The sequence below is a fragment of the Streptomyces sp. NPDC088732 genome, assembly GCF_044751205.1.
In the GTDB taxonomy this organism is placed as follows: Bacteria; Actinomycetota; Actinomycetes; order Streptomycetales; family Streptomycetaceae; genus Actinacidiphila.
Window position 1 is genome coordinate 166019 of the sequence record NZ_JBIVLI010000012.1, and the last position, 18249, is coordinate 184267.

Below are 18249 nucleotides of genomic sequence, written 5' to 3' on the forward strand. Positions count from 1 at the left end.
GCGGCACGGAAGGCAGCCGATCGTCGGTCGACCGTCCGTCAGGCGCTGTCGCCGTGACCGTCCGTCGCGGGGCGATCGGCACCCTCCGGCTCCCCGGCCACGATCAGGTGCGAGAGATGCTCCGAGATCTCGGCGCGCAGCACCTCGGGGATGCCCGCGTCGGTGACCAGGGTGTTCACGTCCTCAAGGGTGGCGAACGAGCTCAGGCCCACCGTGCCCCACTTGGTGTGGTCGGCGATCACCACCACGCGGCGCGCGGAGCGCACGAAGCGCCGGTTGGTCTCGGCCTCGGCGAGATTGGGCGTCGACAGGCCGGCCTCGACGGAGATGCCGTGCACCCCGAGGAAGAGCAGGTCGAAGTGGAGCGAGCCGATCGCCTGGTCGGCCACCGGGCCGACCAGTGAGTCGGAGGGCGTGCGCACGCCTCCGGTGAGCACGACCGTCGCGGCGCCCTCGCGGGTGCCCCCTGCCGTCCCGGTGCCCCGGGACGCGGAGTGGAAGACGTCCGCGACGCGCACCGAGTTGGTGACGACGGTGAGGTCGGGCACGTCGAGCAGATGATGGGCCAGTGCGTACGTGGTCGTACCGCCGGAGAGCGCGATCGCGCTGCCGGGCACGACCAGCCGGGCCGCCGCGCGCGCGATGGCCTCCTTGGCCCCGAGCTCCAGTCCGGCCTTGACCTCGAAGCCGGGCTCGTGGCTGCTGGCGGGCGCGACGGGGACGGCGCCGCCGTGCACCTTCTCCACCACGCCCTGGCGGGCGAGCGCGTCGAGATCGCGGCGGACGGTCATGTCGGAGACGTTGAGTCTCCGGGTCAGTTCGTTGACCCGGACCCCGCCGCGCCGCCGGACCTCGTCCAGGATCAGCGCGCGCCGCTGTTCCGCGAGCAGGTTCTGGTTGTCGCTCACCCCAGGTCCCGTCCCATCCTCCGAGGTCCCACGCCGTCCGCACCCGGCCTGTCCGGGCACCGGCGGACTCGCCATCCTTCCACGCCCGCGCACCGGTACGTGGGGGCGAGTGGCTCGGCGTGACGGGTCACACACACAACGCGCGTAACTCGATCGGGTGGGATCGGGACATACCCCTGTCCAATTCGCGTACGCGTGCCCGATTCTGAGTACGCGCGTTGCCGTACACGCATAACGGGGAAAGTACGGGAAAGTACGTGAAAATACGGGGAGGCGATCGCGATGCGGTCGGATGCGGTAAAAGCCGAGCTCTCGCTCGAACTGCTGGTGCACGGTGTCGGGGGCACGACGCCGCAGACGATGCTCAACGACCCGCGGATCACGCGGGTCTGCGGTGACGACACCGCCGGGATCTACCGCCGCGCCGACGACGCCGACGCCGAGAGCCGTCCGGGCGACTACAGGGACGCCCCGGTCCCCGATGCCTACTCCTGGTGCAATCTGACCTCGGGGGACGGCAGTCGCGCCCTGTGGCTGCTGCTGCTCCCCTTCATGGTCGTCAATCTCGCCCACTGGATGCGCCCACCGGTCGACCACGGCCGGCTGGACCGGGCCTACGACGTGCTCATGCGGCTGCTCGCGCTCACGCTGACCGTGCTGCTCGTGGCCGCGGCCTGCGAGGTCGCGATGGACCTGGTGGCCTGGCAGTGCGCGGGCAACGCGGCGTGCGTGGGCGGGAAGAGCTGGCTGTCCTTCCTCGCGGGCGGTGAGCCGGGGCGGCGCGTCGCGGCGGGTGCCGCGCTGCCGGTCGGCCTCACACTCCTGCTCTGGTGGCTCTCCCGGCACACCTGGTACGCGTACGAGTCCCAGCGCCCGCTGCCGCTCCCGCCGACGGCCCAGGCGCCGCCGGCGGATGCCGACGTCACCCCGCTGTCCCGGCGCGGCTTCTGGTACGGGCGGCGGCTGGTGGCCCGGTTGCGGGCCGCGCACACCGCGGCGGGACTACTGACGGTCGCGGTCGCGCTCGTGGTGCCCGCCCTCCAGCACGACATGGCACCGCGGGGCGGCCCGGTCCTCGCCTCCCTGGGATGGCTGCTCACCGGGGGCCTGGCCGGGCTGACGGTGGCCGTGGTCGCGGTGACCTGCGGGATGGGCCGCAGTGAGCACGCGCCGGACGAGGCGCTGGACCCGCGGCTGGCCCGGGCGATGCTGGGCGGCACGGCCGCCGCGGTCCTCACCGCGGCCCTGTACGCCTGCTGGCACCGCCCGGGCTGGATCTCCACCGGCAGACTCCCCGTCGGGGACGCCTTCGCCTGGCTGGCGCTGCTCCAGATGCTGCTGCTGGCGGTCCTCGGCACGGTCTCCCACCGGATGCACCGGGCCGGAGGCGGGCAGGGGGAACTGAGCGGGCTCGCGGGCCCCGTTGTGGCACTGCTGGCCTGCGCGCTCGGCGGGGTGCTCAGCGGGGGCATCGCCCAGCGCGTGGCGGACTGGCTCGACCGGGGCGGGATGCCCGGCGCCGCGGGCAGCACCGTCGCCGGGCCCCCGGTGGTGCTGTCCTGGCAGGCGGCTGTCATCCCCGTGCTGCTCCTCGTGCTGGCCTTGGTCGTCGTGCTGACCGCACGTCGTCTGTGGCACCGCGTGCGGGAGTTGATGCCCCGCGTCGAAGCGGACTACCCGGGCGAGGAGCACGAGGCGGCGCGCACCCGGCAGATCGCGACGGCCCGGGCCCGGGCCGAACTCACCGATCAGGCATCGGTCTTCATCGGGGTCACCGGAGCGGTGTCCTTCCTGCTCGGCGCGGGCGCGCTCGCCGGGGCGTGGCTGAGCGACGCGGTCCCGGGCCAGGCGAGCCACGGCGCCCCGGACATGGTGCGCACGGCGGCGCAGACCGCCCAGGCCCTGGGCTCCTGGCTGGTGGGCGCCGGTGTGGTCGCCCTGATCGCGCTGGGCCGCAGGGCCTATCGCGACGCGGGGGCACGCCGCACGATCGGCATCCTGTGGGACGTCGGCACCTTCTGGCCACGCGCGGCGCACCCCTTTTCCCCGCCCTGCTACGCCGAGCGGGCCGTCCCCGACCTCACCTGGCGCATGACGACCTGGACCGAGGCGCACCGCGGCCCGATCATCCTCTCCGGGCACTCCCAGGGCAGCGTGCTGGCCGCGGCCGCGGTGTGGCAGCTCGATCCGGCGACCAGAGGGCGGATAGCCCTGCTGACGTACGGCTCGCCCCTGTCACGGCTGTACGGGCGGTGGTTCCCCGCGTACTTCGGCCCCGAGGCACTGGCCGCGCTCCACCGAGACCTCCAGGCGTGGCGGAACCTGTGGCGCAGCACCGACCCGATCGGCGGCCCGGTGCACCTGGACGACCCCGGGCCGCCGGTGGACCGCGGGCCGCTGGCGGACCCGGCGGCGTACGGGCGTACGGAGCAACATCCGCTGCCCGCACCGCTGCTGACGCACTTCGACTACCAGGCCGATCCCGCCTTCGCCGCGGAGCGCGGCGCCCTGCTCACGTGGGTCTCCGAGCATCAGAAGGAGGTGGTGCCCGCGCAGGCTCAGGGCAGCGGCGGCAGATCCTCGGGGTAGAGCAGCTGGAGTTCCTCGTGGCTCGGCTCGCTCACCTGGGCGAGACGGCCGGCGTGGCGTTCCACCATGGCCTCGAAGGTCTGCCGGGCGGTGCGTCCGTTGCCGAACGCCGGGCCCTTGGGGATGGCGGTGAAGTACTTGTACAGCGCCTCGGCGGCGTCGTCGGCGAGCTGGTACTCGTGTTCCTCGGCCTGCGCCTGCACGATGCGCAGGAGTTCGACGGGCGTGTAGTCGTCGAAGGTGATGGTGCGGGAGAAGCGGGAGGCGACACCCGGGTTGGCGGACAGGAAGTGCTCCATCTCCGCCGTGTAGCCGGCCACGATCACCACCACGGCGTCCCGGTGGTCCTCCATCAGCTTGACCAGGGTGTCGATCGCCTCGCGCCCGAAGTCGCGCCCGGAGTCCTCGGGAGCCAGCGCATAGGCCTCGTCGATGAACAGCACGCCGCCGCGTGCCCGGTCGAAGGCCTCCTGCGTGCGGATCGCGGTGGAGCCGATGTGTTCGCCGACCAGGTCGACACGGGCGACCTCGACCAGGTGCCCGCGCTCCAGGACGCCGAGCGCCGCCAGGATCTCCCCGTAGAGACGGGCGACAGTGGTCTTGCCGGTGCCGGGGGAGCCGGTGAAGACCAGATGCCGGCGCGGGGAGGGTGCCTTGAGCCCGGCCTTCTGGCGGCGGCGGCCCACGGCGATCAGGTCGATGAGCGAGCGCACCTCGCGCTTGACGCTGTCCAGGCCGACCAGGGCGTCGAGTTCGCTCAGCACCTCCTCCGAGGGCCGGCTGTCGGGAGCCGGCGGCGCGGGCGCCGAGGACGCGGGCGTGGTGAAGGTGGGCTGCACCGGCACACCGCCCAGCAGCCCGAAGGACTGCGTCGCGGGCTGCCGTTCGGCGGCGGGCGAGCCGGCCGAGGGGGTGGTCTCGGCGGGGGTGCCGAGTTCGCCGCTCTGGTCGCCCGTGCAGTCCTCGGTGACGGGGCCGGGCTCGGCGAACTCGTAACCGCCGCGTGCGCAACGCTCGGTGCGGCAGCGGGTGAGGACGGAGCGGCACCCGTCGATGATGTGGAAGCCGTAGCCGCGGCTGCCCGTGACGCGGCACCCGGTGAAGGTGCCGCGCCCTCCGGCGGAGACGTAGAAGCCCGCCTCGGCGGGGTTGGTGACGACACATCGGTCGATGGAGGGGTCGGCGCCCTTGGTGACGATGACGCCCGTGGCGGTGTCGTCGATGGTGCAGCCGGAGAGGGTGCCGCCGCTGCCGTGGTCACGGAACCAGGCGCCGGTGGAGGCCTCGCGGATGCGGCAGTCGTCCAGTTGCACGGTGGCGCCGTCGCTGACCGAGACGGCCGTGTTGCGGACCTGGGTGATGTCGCTGTCGACGACGTCGGCGCGCGAGCCCCGGTCCAGGACGAACAGCGCGTCGGGCACGTCGTGGACGCGGCAGGACTCGAGGACGGCCGCGGCGCCGTCGCTGACCCAGACCGCCGGGTAGTCGCCCTGACTGTCGTGGATCTCGCACTGGTTGGCGTCGGCGCGGGTGCCGGGGTCCCAGACGGACAGGCCGTTGCGGCCGAAGCGGCGCACCGTGGTGCGGGTGAGCGTGAGCACCGAGCGCGAGCGCAGGTCGATGGCGTTCTCGGGGATGTCGTGGATGTCGCAGTCGGAGAGGGTCAGCACGGCGTCGGTGTCCAGCGTGATGCCGTCGCCCGTGGTGCGGTGCACCTGGCAGTCCGTGAGGTGCCCGGCCGCGCGGGAGGCGACCTGCACGCCCGTGCCCTTGACCTCGTAGATCTCGCACCCGATCGCCTCGGCGGTGGTCCCCTCACCGGTCAGCGCCAGCCCGGCGCCCGAGGTGTTGCGGATTCTGCAGCGCTCCAGGCGGGGGGAGGCCCCTCCGCGCACCGAGACGCCGCTCTGCCCGGCCGCGACGACCTCGCAGTCCTCGAAGAGGCCGCCCGAGGCCGCCTCCAGGACGCTGATGCCGAGCCCGGCGGGGTTGTCCACGGTGCAGCGGCGCACGGTGGGCCGTGCGCCGCCGCGGACCTCTATGCCCACGGCGGAGCGGGTGCTGACGCGCAGTCCGGACAGTTCGGGAGTGGCGGAGCCCTCGATCAGCAGGGCGGCGGCGGAGATGTCCTGGCCCTCGACGGACAGGTCCTGGACCGTCGCCGACGCACACACGGTGAGCGCGACCCCCGAGGGCGGGGCGATGCGCACCGACCCGGCGCCCTCGGCTCCGCGCAGCGTTATGGCCTTCTCCACGACGAGGTTTTCCCGGTAGGTGCCGGGGTTGATCGACAGCACGTCACCGTCGGCGGCCGCTTCCAGGGCGGCGGCCAGGCTCTCGTACTCTCCCGTGCGGCGGCGCCACCGTGAGCTGCTGGTATGCGTCACCTGAACCACGCCTTGTGCCATGGAGATGCTGTGCCCCGTCCTCTTGCGCTGCGCCGACCTGGGGGCCTCCACGGTAGCGTGCGCCGGGTGCCCGTCAGCACCGAGATGGAGATGGATCACCTGCCGGATATGTCAGCCGCCGGCGCCGGCCCGTCCCCAGCTCTGTCCGGCGGCGGCCCACTCGCGCTCCCACTCCACCAGGCGTCGTCGCATCAGGTGCCACAGGAGTGCCTGGCGTGCCATGAGCCCCAGAACGCAGGCGGCGATGAAGGTGCCGATCCCGGCGAGCGTCGCGTGGGTGTCGGCGGTGCCGGCGTCCAGCGGGGCCGGAGCCGGCGCCCGCCCGGCCCGGTCGGTCCACAGGGTGATCCGGTCGCCCTTGCCGCGGTCGGCCGCGATCAGGACGTGCGCGGTGCGGGCCCGGCCGTCGGCGGCGGTCCAGCGGACGACGGCGGGGCGGCGCTCCTCGCGCACCTGGCCGGACTCCGGGTCGCTGTCGGACACCGCGCGGGGACCGGCCCTGAGCACCACCGCCGGGAGCTGGGTGCGCTGCGCACGCTCGCTGCGCACGGTGTCCCTCAAGGTGCTGCCGACGGCGGCTCCCGCGGCCCAGCCGGCGGCGGGCGCGCCCAGTGCGATCACGCACGCGGAGGCGAGCGCCGCCCAGGACTCGAAGACATCCGACCGGCGGCGCAGCGGATTACGCCGCCAGCGCCATGCCAGCATGCTCACGGCCATCGCAACGCACCCCCTTCACCGTCCAAGTGCCGCACACGGCACGGGACATGTGTGGCACCGAACCGGCCGGAGAGAGCCATCCCACGCTCGGTCCGTCCGTTCGGACGCCCGGACCACGCCACGGGTACGTGACGCGCATCACTCCATGATGGTCAACGCGTCGCCGACCCGGAGTGTTCCGGTTCCGAGGGGTACGACATTCTGTCCGAACAGCAGGCCCGTGGGGGCCCTGCGGTGCCGGGCGAGCGTCCGCAGGGGTTCCTTGCCGCGCTTCGCGGTCCGCTGGTCCGTTGTGGTGACCACACAGCGCCCGCACGGTTTCGCGACACGGAATTCGACTTCCCCGATACGGATACGCCGCCATGTGTCCTCCGCCCATGCCTCGGTACCCGCAAGGACGGCGTTGGGGCGGAATCGGTTCATCGGGACCGGCCCCTCGTTCGCGTGATCGCCCGCGGCTATCAGCGTGTTGAGGGCGTCCAGCGACGCCTCGGTGGTCAGCAGCAGCGGAAACCCGTCCGCGAAACTCACCGTTTCCCCGGGGCGGGCGAAGTCCGGGTCGAGCGGGCGCCGCCGGGCCGGGTCGTCGAGATGGACAAGGGTGACCTCCATGCCCAGGTAAGCGCCGAACCAGGCGGCGGCAGCGGCCCCCGCGGCCACGGCCTCCACCTTGTCGCGCCAGATCGTCACCGGCGCGGTCGCCCCCGGGTCGGGCACGTCCACGGTCAACGGGTCCTGCCCCGGGGCGTGCAGCAGCAACCCGCCCTGCGGCAGCGACTCCGCGCGTGCCAGGGCCAGCCGGGGCTGCTCCCGCTGCGTGACGAACTTCCCCGCAGCGTCCACGAGCATCCACCGACGGTCCCCGGCGAGCCCCCACGGCTCCACCGTCGCCCAGGACAGCGGCACGCCCCCGGTCGACTTGACCGGGTACACGTGCAGTGCGCTCAGGCGTGGTGGCGGCGTCGGCGTCGTCATGCCGCCATCGTGCCAGCCGGCGCGGTCACCCACCCGTCGGCGGGGAACCGGCCGTCCGGCGTCCCGGTCAGCCCGGGTAGTACCCCTGGCCGAGGTTGCGGCGCTGCTGGTAGGGCTGCTGCTCGTCGTAGCCGCCCGGCGCCATCTGGCGCGGGGGCACGGGGCGCGGCGCGACCGGACGGGCCTGCTCGTAGCCGGCCGGGCCCTGGTACTGCTGAGGGGCCGGCGGCTGCTGCTGGTAGCCACCGTTGAACGCGGCGGGCCGCGGAGCGGTGGCCTGCTGCGGGATGTAGGGGGCGGGCGCCTGCTGCAGCGGGGGCTGCTGCTGGTAGCCGCCGGGCGCCTGGTAGCCCGAGTACGTGCTCTGGGGCGGCGCGCTCGGGGCCTGGTTGTACGAGGACGGTCCGGCGGGCAGCGCGAGGGGCGCCGCGGGCAGGGCCGGGAGATTGCTGCCGACGCTGCTGCCGACGTCGTAGGCCGACGGAACGCGGATCGGCGCGATCTGGGGGGTGCCCCGCTCCGCGACAAGACTGTCGTAGATGGGCGTGTCGGGAAAGAACGGCGACGTGTAGTAGCCACCGCCGTAAGAACCGCGGGGGGAGGTCATAGCCCATAAGTTAAGCCCACGATGTGCTGGTTGGGGAGACCGATTAGCGGGTCATTTCATGTGCAGTGAGTGACCAGCGAAGCCGATTGTGATCGAAAGGGAGAAAATCGGGCCGCGGTCGCCGTTTCGATCGCGTAAAAGCCCTGGGCCTGGGGTGTTACCGGTCGTCCGTGCGGCAGAGCGGGCGACCCTCCGCGGCATTTCCGGAAGCGTTTCCGCCCATTGCCCTGTGTGACGGAACGGCCACTCATTCGATCCAACAGCTCACCCGCACGGGGGAGCTGTCAAGCCCTTGGGATGACTCCGGCGAACTCCCCCGGGCCCCGGGCCCGGTGTGCCACAGTGGGCCATGCGCGTCGCCATGTTCTTCGGGCAGGCACGTCCGGCCAGGCCGGAGGAGTGGCACAAGGCCGCGGCCTCCGTCGCCGAGGTCGTGGACGTGGTCGCGGTCCGGGAGCTGACCCTTCCCGCCGTGCCCGGGCTCCCCTACGCCGGCCGCGATCCGGAGCGGCCCCACCACTACCAGGTGGCCCTTCCGCCCGGCGGTCTCGCCGCCCGTCGCGTCACTGTCGGGCGGATCGGGGACGTGCTGCGTCACGAGACGGCCGAGTGCGGCCGCGTCGACGTCCTGCACGGTCATGTCCCCGGCGCCGACGACCTCTTGCCGTGGGTCGCGCGCGCCGTGGGGCTGCCGTACGTGCTCAGCGAGGACGACGTGCGCTGGTTCGAGAGCCCTTCGCGCCTGCGCCGCGGGCGGGCCCGCGCCTACCGCGAGGCCGCCTCGGTGCTCGCGGTCAGCGACGCTCTGCTGCTGCGCCTCGGCGAGCAGCGGATGCCGGGGCGCCACCGCGTCGTGCCGCACCCCGTCGGCCCCGACACCCTGCCCCGCGTCCCGGCCCGTGCGCGGATCAGCCAGGACCCGGTGCGGGTGGCCGCCACGGGGGGCTTCGGGCCGCGCGAGGGATGGGAGACGCTCGTCCACGCCTTCGCCGCCGCCCGGTTGAAGGACCCCCGGCTGCGGCTGGACATCATCGCGGAGGGGCATGCCGAGGTTCCCACCGAGCTGCGCGGCCTGCTGCGGCGGTGCGGGGTCGACTCCGCCGTCACCGTGCGCCGGGCGCGCGGACGTGCCGAGGCGCTGCACGCGGTCGCCCATGCCGATCTGTACGCCGTCGCCGGCGATGCCGAGAGTTTCTGCCTGCGGGCCCTGGACGCGCTGGGCTGCGGCACCCTGGTGGTGGGCACGCGGACCGGTGCCCTGCCCGAACTCGTCGGCCACGACGGGGGATTCCTCGTACCCCCCGGCGACCCCGCGGCCTTCGCGCACGCTCTGGTGGAGGCCGCCGCGGCACTGCCCCGGCACCAGCCGGCGGCCCTCGCCGACCGCACCTTGCGCCGGTTCGGCACGGCCGCGGTCGGCGCCCGCCTTGCCGTCGCCTACGCCGAGGCGTCCGGCCGCGCATAGGTGCGGCCTTTCCATGCCGCTCCGCGGCCGCGGTAGTGCTGCACGGCGGAGTCGACCGTCATCAGCAGATAGACCACCGCGGTGAACGGCAGCAGCGGGACGAGCCACAGCGGCTGCCGGTAGTAGCGCACCATCGGCACATAGGTGCCGCACATCACCGCCCATGCCGCGGCTCCCGCGGCACACAGCCACCAGGCTCCCGCAACTGCCCCGCCGACGGCGGCGACCGGGGGCAGGACGTAGATCAGCAGCAGCCCCAGCACCGTGCCCGCGAGCAGGGCGACGCTGTGCCGCAGTTGGGCGTACGCGCTCCGCGAGACCATCCGCCACAGCTCGGACAACCCGGGGTAGGGGCGGACGCTGTCGACCCCGTCGGCCAGGCCGAGCCAGATCCGGCCGCCGCTGCCCTTCACCGCCCTGGCCAGCGCCACGTCGTCGATCACGGCGTGCCGGATGGACTCCGGGACACCGGCCCGCTCGACGGCCGAGCGGCGGATCAGCACGCAGCCGCCGGCCGCCGCCGCCGTCCTTGACCGGTCGCGGTTGACCCGGCGGAACGGATACAGCTGGGCGAAGAAGTAGACGAAGGCGGGCACGATCAGCCGCTCCCAGGGGGCGGCCACTCGCAGCCGCGCCATCTGCGACACCATGTCGAGCCCATGGGCCCGCGCCGCGGCCGTCAAGTGCCGCAGCGAATCCGGGGCATGGGCGATGTCGGCGTCCGTGAGCAGCAGGAACTCCGGTGCCACGGCGGACTGCCCGGCCACCTCGATGCCGTGCCGGACCGCCCACAGCTTGCCCGTCCACCCGTGCGGCGGCGGCCCGGGCGTGACCACCCGCAGCGGCAGTCCGCCGCTCTCCTCCGCCAGCCGCCGTGCCAGCGCCCCTGTGCCGTCCGTACTGCCGTCGTCCACGAGCACCACTTCGGCGCGGCCCGGATACCGCTGCGCCAGCACACTGGGCAGGCTGAGCGGCAGCACGCCGGCCTCGTCGCGTGCCGGTACGACGACGGCCACGTCAGGCCACGCCTCGGGCCCGCCGGCGTCCGCCGCAGGGGGCGGGGGCAGCCGTACGTCGGTTCGCCAGAACATCCCCTGCGCCAGCAGCAGCCAGAGCCATGCCAGCAGCGACACCACGGTCGCCCACGTCAGCCATGTCACCCCGGCAGTCTGCCGCCACGGCCCCCGCCTGCGCGGCATTTCCCCGGCGCACCCCGGAACCCGGCGGGCGGCAGGGCGGCACGGCCGCCGGACAGACGGGCCGCCGGGCCGCCGGGCCGACAATCGGATCACGTAAAGTGGTGACCCGTGAAGATCGCGCTGTTGGACTCCGGAATCGGGCTGCTCGCAGCGGCCGCCGCGCTCCGCCGGATGCGGCCCGACGCGGACCTCGTGCTCTCCTGCGACCCCGACGGCATGCCCTGGGGCCCGCGTACTCCCGAGGACGTCACCGAGCACGCGCTGGCCTGCGCCCGCGCCGCCGCGGCGCACGGCCCCGAGGCGCTGATCGTCGCCTGCAACACCGCGACCGTCCACGCGCTGCCAGCGCTCCGCGCCGAGCTGGAGCCCGCCATCCCGGTCATCGGCACCGTGCCCGCGATCAAGCCCGCCGCAGCCGGGGCCCGCACCGTCGCGATCTGGGCGACCCCGGCGACCACCGGCAGCCGCTACCAGCGCGACCTGATCCGGGACTTCGGCAACGGCGCGACCGTCACCGAGGTGCCCTGCCCCGGTCTCGCCGACGCCGTCGACCGGGCCGACGAGGCCGCCACGGCCGCCGCGATCGCCGCCGCGGCGGCGCTCACCCCTGCCGACGCCGAGGCCGTCGTGCTCGGCTGCACCCACTACGAGCTCGTCGCCGACCGCATCCGGGCGGCGCTGGGCACCACGGCCCCGCTGCTCGGTTCCGCGGACGCCGTCGCCGCGCAGACCCTGCGGCGGATCGGAGCGGCGCCCGCCCCGGACAACGCACCGACCGGCGGCCTCGCGGTCATTCTGAGCGGCCGGCCTGGCGCGATCACGCCGCAGGCCCTGGCCTACCCGGAGGGACGCTTCCTCGCGGAGACCGCCGCGTCCGCCGCCCCGGGCACGGCTCCTGTCCTCTGAGGGGCCTATGAGGCTCCACTGACGGTCCACCGCCACCGGTCCCGTTCGCACGGCTGCCATCCGCCCCGCGGATGAGTACCCTGCTCACATGACGGACGCGCAGCGTGACGACGCGCGTACACCCCAGGTGTGGACGGGCCACGCCAGCAACCGTTTCCAGTGGCTGCTGGCGGGCGTGGGCGCTGCCTGCATGGCGCTGGGCATCGAACTCGCCGTGGACTCCGCCTACACCTCGGGCGTCGCGCCGCTGATCATGTCGGTGGTCGGCTGCATCGCGGCCGGGCTCCTGGTGCTGTTCGGCACCATCGCCTTCACCCATGTGCGCGTGAAGGTGGACCGGGACGGACTCCAGGTGCGCTGCGGCCACATCGGCGTGCCGCGCCGCAGCATCCCGTGGCACGAGATCAACGACGCCCACCTCGCGCCCCTGGTGAGCCCGCGGCACTGGGGCGGCTGGGGGTACCGCTGGCGCCCTGAGCAGGGCACGGCGGTGGTCGTCCGGCGCGGCCCCGGTGTCGTGATCGACCTGGGCAACGGGCGGCACTTCACCGTCACCGTGGACGACGCCGAGGGCGCCGTCCGGGCCATCCGCACCCGGCTGGGCCTGCGCCCGTAGGCGGGCGGCCGCCCGCCCACGGGTTCACCCGGGTGGCCCAGCGCGGGCCGCCGCGCGTCAGGACCGCTGCCCGGTCCCCGCGCGGTGGGCGGCGATCAGGTCGCGGTACCAGGCGTAACTCGACTTGGGAGTCCGCTCGGCCCCGTTGCCGTAGTCGACGTGGACGATGCCGAAGCGCTGACCGTACCCGCGGGCCCACTCGAAGTTGTCCAGCAGCGACCAGACGTAGTAGCCGCGCACGTCCACGCCCGTGTCGATAGCAGCGGCGAGCGCGTGGAGGTGGTCGCGCAGGTACGCCACCCGGTCCGGGTCGTCGACTCCGCCGTCGGCGGAGCGGACATCGGCCTCGGCGGAACCGTTCTCCGTGATCAGGACGGGCGGCAGCGACGGGTAGCGGTCGCGCAGTTCCAGCAGGAGCGCCGTGAACGCCTCCGGCACGACCGGCCAGCCCATGGTGGTGTGCCGCGTCCCGTACGGATCGGTCTCCCGCACGCCGATGTCGACCGCGGTGCGCCGCGCCGGGTCGGCCTCGCGGTGCGGGGCGTCCTCGACGGTGAGCGGGCGGTAGAAGTTCAGGCCCACGAAGTCCAGGGGGGCGCCGATGACCTGGAGGTCGCCCTCGCGGCGGTACGAGCCGTCGGCGAGCGCGCCCCACGTCGCGGTCTCGCCCGCCGGGTAGCGGCCGGCGAACAGCGGCTCCGTCCATGTGTCGTTGTGCAGGGTGACGGCCCGGCTCAGCGCGCCCCGGTCGGCGGCGGAGTCGCTCGCGGCCTCGATGCGGTCGAGGTTGAGGGTGATGCCGATCTCGCGCGCTCCCGCCGCGCGCAGGGCCGGCACCGCGAGGCCGTGGCCGAGCAGCAGGTGGTGGGCGGCGGCGAGCGCGCCCGTGCCCTCGCGGGCGCCGGGGGCGTGCCGGCCCTCGGCGTAGCCGACGAACGCCGAGCAGTAGGGCTCGTTGAGGGTGATCCAGCGGCCGACGCGGTCCCCGAGCCGTTCGGCGACGACGGCCGCGTAGGCGGCGAAGTGCTCGGCGGTCGCGCGGCTGCGCCAACCGCCCTCGTCCTCCAGGGCCTGGGGCAGGTCCCAGTGGTAGAGCGTGACGGCGGGGGAGATGCCGGCGGCGAGCAGGTCGTCGGTGAGGCGGTCGTAGAAGTCCAGGCCCTTGGAGTTGACCGGGCCCCGGCCGTCCGGCAGTACACGCGACCAGGCGACGGAGAAGCGGTAGGAGCCGACGCCGAGGCCCTTGAGGAGCGCGACGTCCTCGGCGTGGCGGTGGTAGTGGTCGCAGGCGATGTCACCGGTGGCGCCGTCCGCGGTGTTGCCGGGGGTGTGGCTGAAGGTGTCCCAGATGGACGGCCCGCGGCCGTCCTCGTCGTGGGCGCCCTCGATCTGGTAGGCCGCGGTCGCGGCGCCGAAGAGGAATCCGGGCGGGAAGGACGGGAGTTCGGCGGGCATGGGAAGGGGCTCCCTCGGCTCGGTGCGGATGGGGGTGCGTGCGGTTCAGGGCCGGGCGGGGCGCGGCCGCGGGCGGGGAGGCGCGACGCGCTCCGGCGCCAGCAGGACGGGGGCGATCAGCCGCGAAGCGGCGGCGGGACCGGGCGGGACGCCCTGCGCACGGGCGTCGATCGCCTCCACGGCCAGGCGGACGACCTCGGCGGACATCTCCTCCACGGGCAGTTCGACGCGGGGCAGTTCGCGTCCTCCGACGTCGTCCGGGAGGTTGCCGACCGCCACGACCGACAGGTCCTCGGGGACGCGCAGCCCCTCGGCGGTGACGGCGGCCAGGATGTGCGGCAGCGCGGCGACGTGCTGCACGACCAGCGCGGTCGGCGGGCGTTCGCCGCAGAGCAGGGCGCGGAGCACCTGCGGCAGCCGCGGGATGTCGCCGGTCGACTCGCGGACCGCGACGTCCGCGCCGGTCCCGGCCGCGGCGCGGCGGGCGCCGGCGACGCCGCGGACCGCGTAGCCGCGCCGGGCCCGGAGTTCGTGGTCGGTGGTGGCGAGGAACGCCACGTCGCGGTGCCCGGCCGCCACGGCCGTGCGCACCGCCAGGGCGGTCGCGGCCTCCCAGTCCAGATCGGTCCAGGGCTCCCGGTCGTCGGCCGAACGTCCCAGCAGGGCGGTGGGGAAGGAGAGTTCGCGCAGCGCCTCGATGCGGGGGTCCTCCATCTCGACCGCCATCAGGATCGCGGCGTCGGCCTGCCGGCTGCCCGCGATCCGGCGCAGCCCCGGGACGCCCTCCCGCGCCGTCGTCAGCAGGACGTCGTAGCCGTGCGCCCGGGCCGCGTCGCTGATGCCGATGGCGAACCGCCCGTCGACCGCCCGGTAGCCCCCGGCGACCCGGGGCAGCGCGAGGGCGAGGACCTGCGTGCGCGTGCTGCGCAGCGTCCGCGCGCTCGCCCGCGGGTGGTACCCCAGTTCGTCGATCGCCTGACGCACCGCGCGGCGCGTGTCCTCGGAGATCTTGCGGGACCCGCTCAGGACGTACGACACGGTGCTCGGTGCGACCCCCGCGCGCTCCGCGACGTCCTTGATCGTGGCCATGCGGTTCCTTCCGGCGGTGGATCGGTGGAGCGAATCGAATGCATCGAATCGATTCGACAACATCACGATGGTAGGCCGCCGCCGGGACCCGCGGCAAGTGTCTGTCCGTGGGACCGTCGTCCGCCTAGAGTGGGACGTATCAGGCCATGGGGGGCGGGATCATGATGTGGTCGGCGGCCGGGGACACGGACATCGCGGCGGAATCGGTCATCGCGCTGATCGGCTTCGCCGCGGGTGTGGTGCTCGCCTCGGTCAACGCGGTCCATGCCCGTCACAACGAGAGCCGCCGCCAGCGGGCCGAGCGCGCGGGCGACGCACTGGTCGACTTCATGCGCGGCATCGCGGAGAACGCCCAGTACCGCGGCCGCCTCTACGGAGCGGGGCCCGCCGTGACGGCCGCACGAGCGGCCGAGCTGGAGGACCGGATCACCGAGTCCCTCGTGCTCGTCTCCTCCGCCAAGGCCCGCCTGGCGACCTACGGCAACGCGGAGGCAGGCCGGATACTCGCCGCGATCGAGCGGGACGGCGGCTTCGTCGGCTCCGATCCCGTGGCCCAGCGGCGCCTGTCCGAACTCGTCGCGGCGCTCCGTGCGGAGCTGCGGCTCAGCGGCAATCTGAAGGCCGAGGAGATCCGCGACGTGCTCTTCGGCCCGCCGCGGGGGCCGTCGTCGGCGTGAGCCGGTGCCGGTCGCGACGGGCGGCGGCATCGAGGGCCGTCAGCGGCCTGGCGGGGGCCCGTCGCGGGTGGGACGCGAGGTGGCGAGCCCGGCGAGCAGGCCCGCACCGGCGGTGACGGCGGCGTAGCTGAGGACGTGGTCGACGGCGGACTGCATGGCCAGGCCCGTCAGCGCGGCCGCCGCCGTGAGGACGACGGGTGTGCCGCGCGGTGAGCGGTGCAGGGCCCACAGGAGCCAGACGTAGCAGCCGGCGAGGAGCGCGACGCCGGGGACACCCTGCTCCGCGGCGAGTTGGAGCGGGGCCGACTGGGGCTTGCCGCTGCCGGCCGGGTTGTCCGCCGCCGGCTCCCCGCCGGCGTCCTCCACCTCCGCGAACCGTCCGGGACCGATCCCGCGCACCGGGCTGGTCGCCGCGGTGTGCAGGGCCTCGTGCCAGAGCCTGACGCGTGCGGGCGTGAGCTGGCCGGACAGGGACGCGGACAGGCCCGGCGGCAGGGCGTCCACGGCGACCGCGTACGTGCCGCCGACGGCCACGCAGGTGGCCAGCGCCAGTCCTGCGAGCCCGATCAGCCGCGGCGTGCGGTCGGCGGCCAGGGAGCACAGGAGCACGCCGAGCGAGGCGGCGAAGCCCGCCGCGGAGCCCAGCCCGAGGGCGATCAGGGCCGCCAGCACGCCGAGCAGCCGCAGCCCGAGCCGCACAAGGCCCGGGCGGGAGGCCCAGGCGGCGCAGCACGCGGCGCCGGTCGCCAGCACCATGAGGGCGGCGTCGGCATTGGCGTACCCCAGCGGCGGGGTGTGCGGTCCGTGCGACAGGCGTCCGGGCGGCAGCAAGGTGAGCGCGATCGCGCCCGCGGCCGCCGCGGCGGGCACGAAGACCGGCCGCAGGGCCCCGCCGATCCGTCCGGCCGCGAACCCGGCGGCGACCGCGAGGACCGCGAGCAGGAAGCCCTCGGGACGCGCGGGACGGCCGATCGCCGAGACCAGCGCCCACACCGTGCTCGTGACCAGGAGTGCCGCGCCGACGGCGTCGGTGCGCCCCGGTCGCGGGCTGTCGGGCGGGGCGTCGCCGGTGATGCCGGCCGCGTCGCCCGTTGTCGTCCTCATCCCGAACCCCCTGACGCCACCCCGCGCGGGCCCCGGGGGTCACGGTAACCGCTGTGATGTGGTGGTGTGGATATGTCGCGCGGTAACACCGGGGCGCTCGCGGCGTCCGGGCCGGCACGGCGGACATGATCCACGCGAGCACGTAGGCTCGAGGCGTGCCGATTCCCGAATTCCTCCGCGAGCTGCGCGCCCTCGTCGGCCACCGGCAGCTGCTGCTGCCCGGTGTCACGGCGGTCGTCTTCGACGACGACAATCGCGTCCTGCTCAACCGCCGTGCCGACAACGGACGCTGGTCCCTGATCGGCGGCATCAGCGAACCCGGTGAGCAGCCCGCCGAGACCGCCGTCCGGGAGGTGCTGGAGGAGACCGGCGTCCTGGCGGTGGCCGAACGCGTCGTCCTGGTGCAGACGATCAAGCCGGTGCGCTACCCCAACGGCGACCGCTGCCAGTACGTCGACATCACCTTGCGCTGCCGTGCGGTCGGCGGCCGGGCCCACGTGGCGGACGACGAGTCGCTGGAGGTCGGCTGGTTCGACGTGGACGGGCTGCCCGATCTCGGAGGGCACGGCCAGTTGCGCCTCAAGCACGCGCGCAGCGACGGGCCCACCTGGTTCGAGCCCGCGGGGCCGCCGGAAGAGTGAGTGTGGGGTGCGCCCACCAGCCCGTACGCGACTGTGGGCGTTGCCCACATCGGTGCGGGCGCCGTCGTTGCCTAGCCTCGTGGCCATGACGGACTCCACCTCCCAGCCGGGCGTCCCCGACCTGGGCGGCCGCACCGCTCTCGTCACCGGCGCCGCGGGCGGCATCGGCCGCGCATGTGTGCTGCGGCTGGCCGCCGCGGGCGCCAAGGTACGTGCCGTGGACCGCGACGCCGAGGGCCTGGCGGCCCTCGTCGAACGTGCCGCGGCCGACGGCCGCCCCGGTGCGGTCGAGGCGCTCACCTTGGACCTCACCGACCTCGACGCCGCCGAGCACGCCGCCGCCGGCACCGACATCCTCGTCAACAACGCGGGGCTCCAACTGGTGCGGCCCATCGAGGACTTCCCGCCGGAGGTCTTCTCCACTGTGCTGCGGGTGATGCTGGAGGCCCCGTTCCGGCTCCTGCGCGGCGCGCTGCCGCACATGTACGGGCAGGGCTGGGGCCGCGTCGTGAACATCTCCTCGGTGCACGGATTGCGCGCCTCGCCGTTCAAGAGCGCCTATGTGGCGGCCAAGCACGGTCTCGAAGGCCTCTCGAAGACCGCCGCGCTCGAAGGTGCCGCACATGGGGTGACCTCCAACTGCGTGTGCCCCGGCTATGTGCGCACTCCGCTGGTGGAGCGGCAGATCGCCGACCAGGCGGCCGCGCACGGCATCGCCCCCGAGCGGGTGGTCGGCGAGATCCTGCTCGCGGACTCCGCTGTGAAGCGGCTGGTGGAGCCCGAGGAGGTCGCCGAGATGGCCGCCTATCTGTGCTCCCCGCAGGCCTCCTTCGTCACCGGCGCCTCATTGACCATGGACGGCGGATGGACGGCACATTGATCTGCCGGTATCC

General features: G+C 74.2%; 16 protein-coding genes. 7 read left to right on the forward strand and 9 right to left on the reverse strand.

Going from position 1 to position 18249, the window contains the following annotated elements:
* Window positions 1–38: 38 nt before the first annotated feature.
* Window positions 39–908 carry a DeoR/GlpR family DNA-binding transcription regulator gene (locus ACIP9H_RS21600; protein ID WP_401593957.1) on the reverse strand — a complete coding sequence of 290 codons (870 nt, stop codon included), beginning with the start codon at window positions 906–908 and terminating at the stop codon, window positions 39–41.
* A gap of 282 nt (window positions 909–1190) precedes the next feature.
* Here ACIP9H_RS21600 and ACIP9H_RS21605 point away from each other — a divergent pair, with 282 nt between their 5' ends.
* Window positions 1191–3497 (forward strand): hypothetical protein, encoded by a 2307-nt coding sequence (locus tag ACIP9H_RS21605; protein ID WP_401593954.1) that lies wholly within the window; start codon window positions 1191–1193, stop codon window positions 3495–3497.
* Here the strand turns inward: ACIP9H_RS21605 and ACIP9H_RS21610 are convergent.
* The 4 genes from ACIP9H_RS21610 to ACIP9H_RS21625 form a co-directional block, all read right to left on the reverse strand.
* On the reverse strand, window positions 3467–5905 hold the full coding sequence (locus ACIP9H_RS21610) for a right-handed parallel beta-helix repeat-containing protein (RefSeq protein WP_401593951.1): 2439 nt from the start codon (window positions 5903–5905) through the stop codon (window positions 3467–3469). The genes ACIP9H_RS21605 and ACIP9H_RS21610 overlap by 31 nt on opposite strands.
* Before the next feature lie 111 nt (window positions 5906–6016).
* Entirely contained in the window at window positions 6017–6622 is a 606-nt protein-coding gene (locus ACIP9H_RS21615) for a hypothetical protein (protein ID WP_401593948.1), read from the reverse strand.
* Between the two features lie 138 nt (window positions 6623–6760).
* Window positions 6761–7597: an MOSC domain-containing protein gene (locus ACIP9H_RS21620; RefSeq protein ID WP_401593946.1), complete on the reverse strand. Its 837-nt coding sequence runs from the start codon at window positions 7595–7597 to the stop codon at window positions 6761–6763.
* 67 nt (window positions 7598–7664) lie between these two features.
* Window positions 7665–8204 carry a DUF6643 family protein gene (locus tag ACIP9H_RS21625; protein WP_401593943.1) on the reverse strand — a complete coding sequence of 180 codons (540 nt, stop codon included), beginning with the start codon at window positions 8202–8204 and terminating at the stop codon, window positions 7665–7667.
* 349 nt (window positions 8205–8553) lie between these two features.
* On the opposite strand from ACIP9H_RS21625, the gene ACIP9H_RS21630 reads away from it, so the two are divergent.
* Window positions 8554–9669 carry a glycosyltransferase gene (locus tag ACIP9H_RS21630; RefSeq protein ID WP_401593940.1) on the forward strand — a complete coding sequence of 372 codons (1116 nt, stop codon included), beginning with the start codon at window positions 8554–8556 and terminating at the stop codon, window positions 9667–9669.
* Here ACIP9H_RS21630 and ACIP9H_RS21635 read toward each other — a convergent pair.
* Window positions 9642–10868, reverse strand: coding sequence for a glycosyltransferase (locus ACIP9H_RS21635; RefSeq protein WP_401593937.1), 1227 nt, complete (start codon window positions 10866–10868; stop codon window positions 9642–9644). The genes ACIP9H_RS21630 and ACIP9H_RS21635 overlap by 28 nt on opposite strands.
* 108 nt (window positions 10869–10976) lie before the next feature.
* On the opposite strand from ACIP9H_RS21635, the gene ACIP9H_RS21640 reads away from it, so the two are divergent.
* Together ACIP9H_RS21640 and ACIP9H_RS21645 are read left to right on the forward strand one after the other, a co-directional pair.
* Window positions 10977–11774, forward strand: a complete 798-nt coding sequence (locus ACIP9H_RS21640; RefSeq protein ID WP_401593935.1) for a glutamate racemase — start codon at window positions 10977–10979, stop codon at window positions 11772–11774.
* Between the two features lie 88 nt (window positions 11775–11862).
* Complete coding sequence (locus ACIP9H_RS21645) at window positions 11863–12390, forward strand: hypothetical protein (protein WP_401593932.1); 528 nt, start codon at window positions 11863–11865, stop codon at window positions 12388–12390.
* Window positions 12391–12447: 57 nt separating this feature from the next.
* Here ACIP9H_RS21645 and ACIP9H_RS21650 read toward each other — a convergent pair whose 3' ends face one another.
* Window positions 12448–13845 carry a GH1 family beta-glucosidase gene (locus ACIP9H_RS21650; RefSeq protein ID WP_401960226.1) on the reverse strand — a complete coding sequence of 466 codons (1398 nt, stop codon included), beginning with the start codon at window positions 13843–13845 and terminating at the stop codon, window positions 12448–12450.
* A gap of 45 nt (window positions 13846–13890) precedes the next feature.
* Window positions 13891–14934: a LacI family DNA-binding transcriptional regulator gene (locus ACIP9H_RS21655; RefSeq protein WP_401593925.1), complete on the reverse strand. Its 1044-nt coding sequence runs from the start codon at window positions 14932–14934 to the stop codon at window positions 13891–13893.
* A gap of 146 nt (window positions 14935–15080) precedes the next feature.
* Here ACIP9H_RS21655 and ACIP9H_RS21660 point away from each other — a divergent pair, with 146 nt between their 5' ends.
* Complete coding sequence (locus tag ACIP9H_RS21660) at window positions 15081–15611, forward strand: hypothetical protein (protein ID WP_401960228.1); 531 nt, start codon at window positions 15081–15083, stop codon at window positions 15609–15611.
* A 39-nt stretch (window positions 15612–15650) separates the two neighbouring features.
* On the opposite strand, the gene ACIP9H_RS21665 is transcribed toward ACIP9H_RS21660, so the two are convergent.
* Complete coding sequence (locus tag ACIP9H_RS21665) at window positions 15651–16715, reverse strand: O-antigen ligase family protein (protein WP_401960231.1); 1065 nt, start codon at window positions 16713–16715, stop codon at window positions 15651–15653.
* 155 nt (window positions 16716–16870) lie between these two features.
* Here ACIP9H_RS21665 and ACIP9H_RS21670 point away from each other — a divergent pair, with 155 nt between their 5' ends.
* Both ACIP9H_RS21670 and ACIP9H_RS21675 read left to right on the forward strand, forming a co-directional pair.
* The gene (locus ACIP9H_RS21670) at window positions 16871–17356 is read left to right on the forward strand and encodes an NUDIX hydrolase (RefSeq protein WP_401593917.1); all 486 of its coding nucleotides are present in this window, start codon (window positions 16871–16873) and stop codon (window positions 17354–17356) included.
* Window positions 17357–17441: 85 nt separating this feature from the next.
* Window positions 17442–18236: a 3-hydroxybutyrate dehydrogenase gene (locus ACIP9H_RS21675; protein WP_401593914.1), complete on the forward strand. Its 795-nt coding sequence runs from the start codon at window positions 17442–17444 to the stop codon at window positions 18234–18236.
* The last annotated feature ends 13 nt before the right edge of the window (window positions 18237–18249 follow it).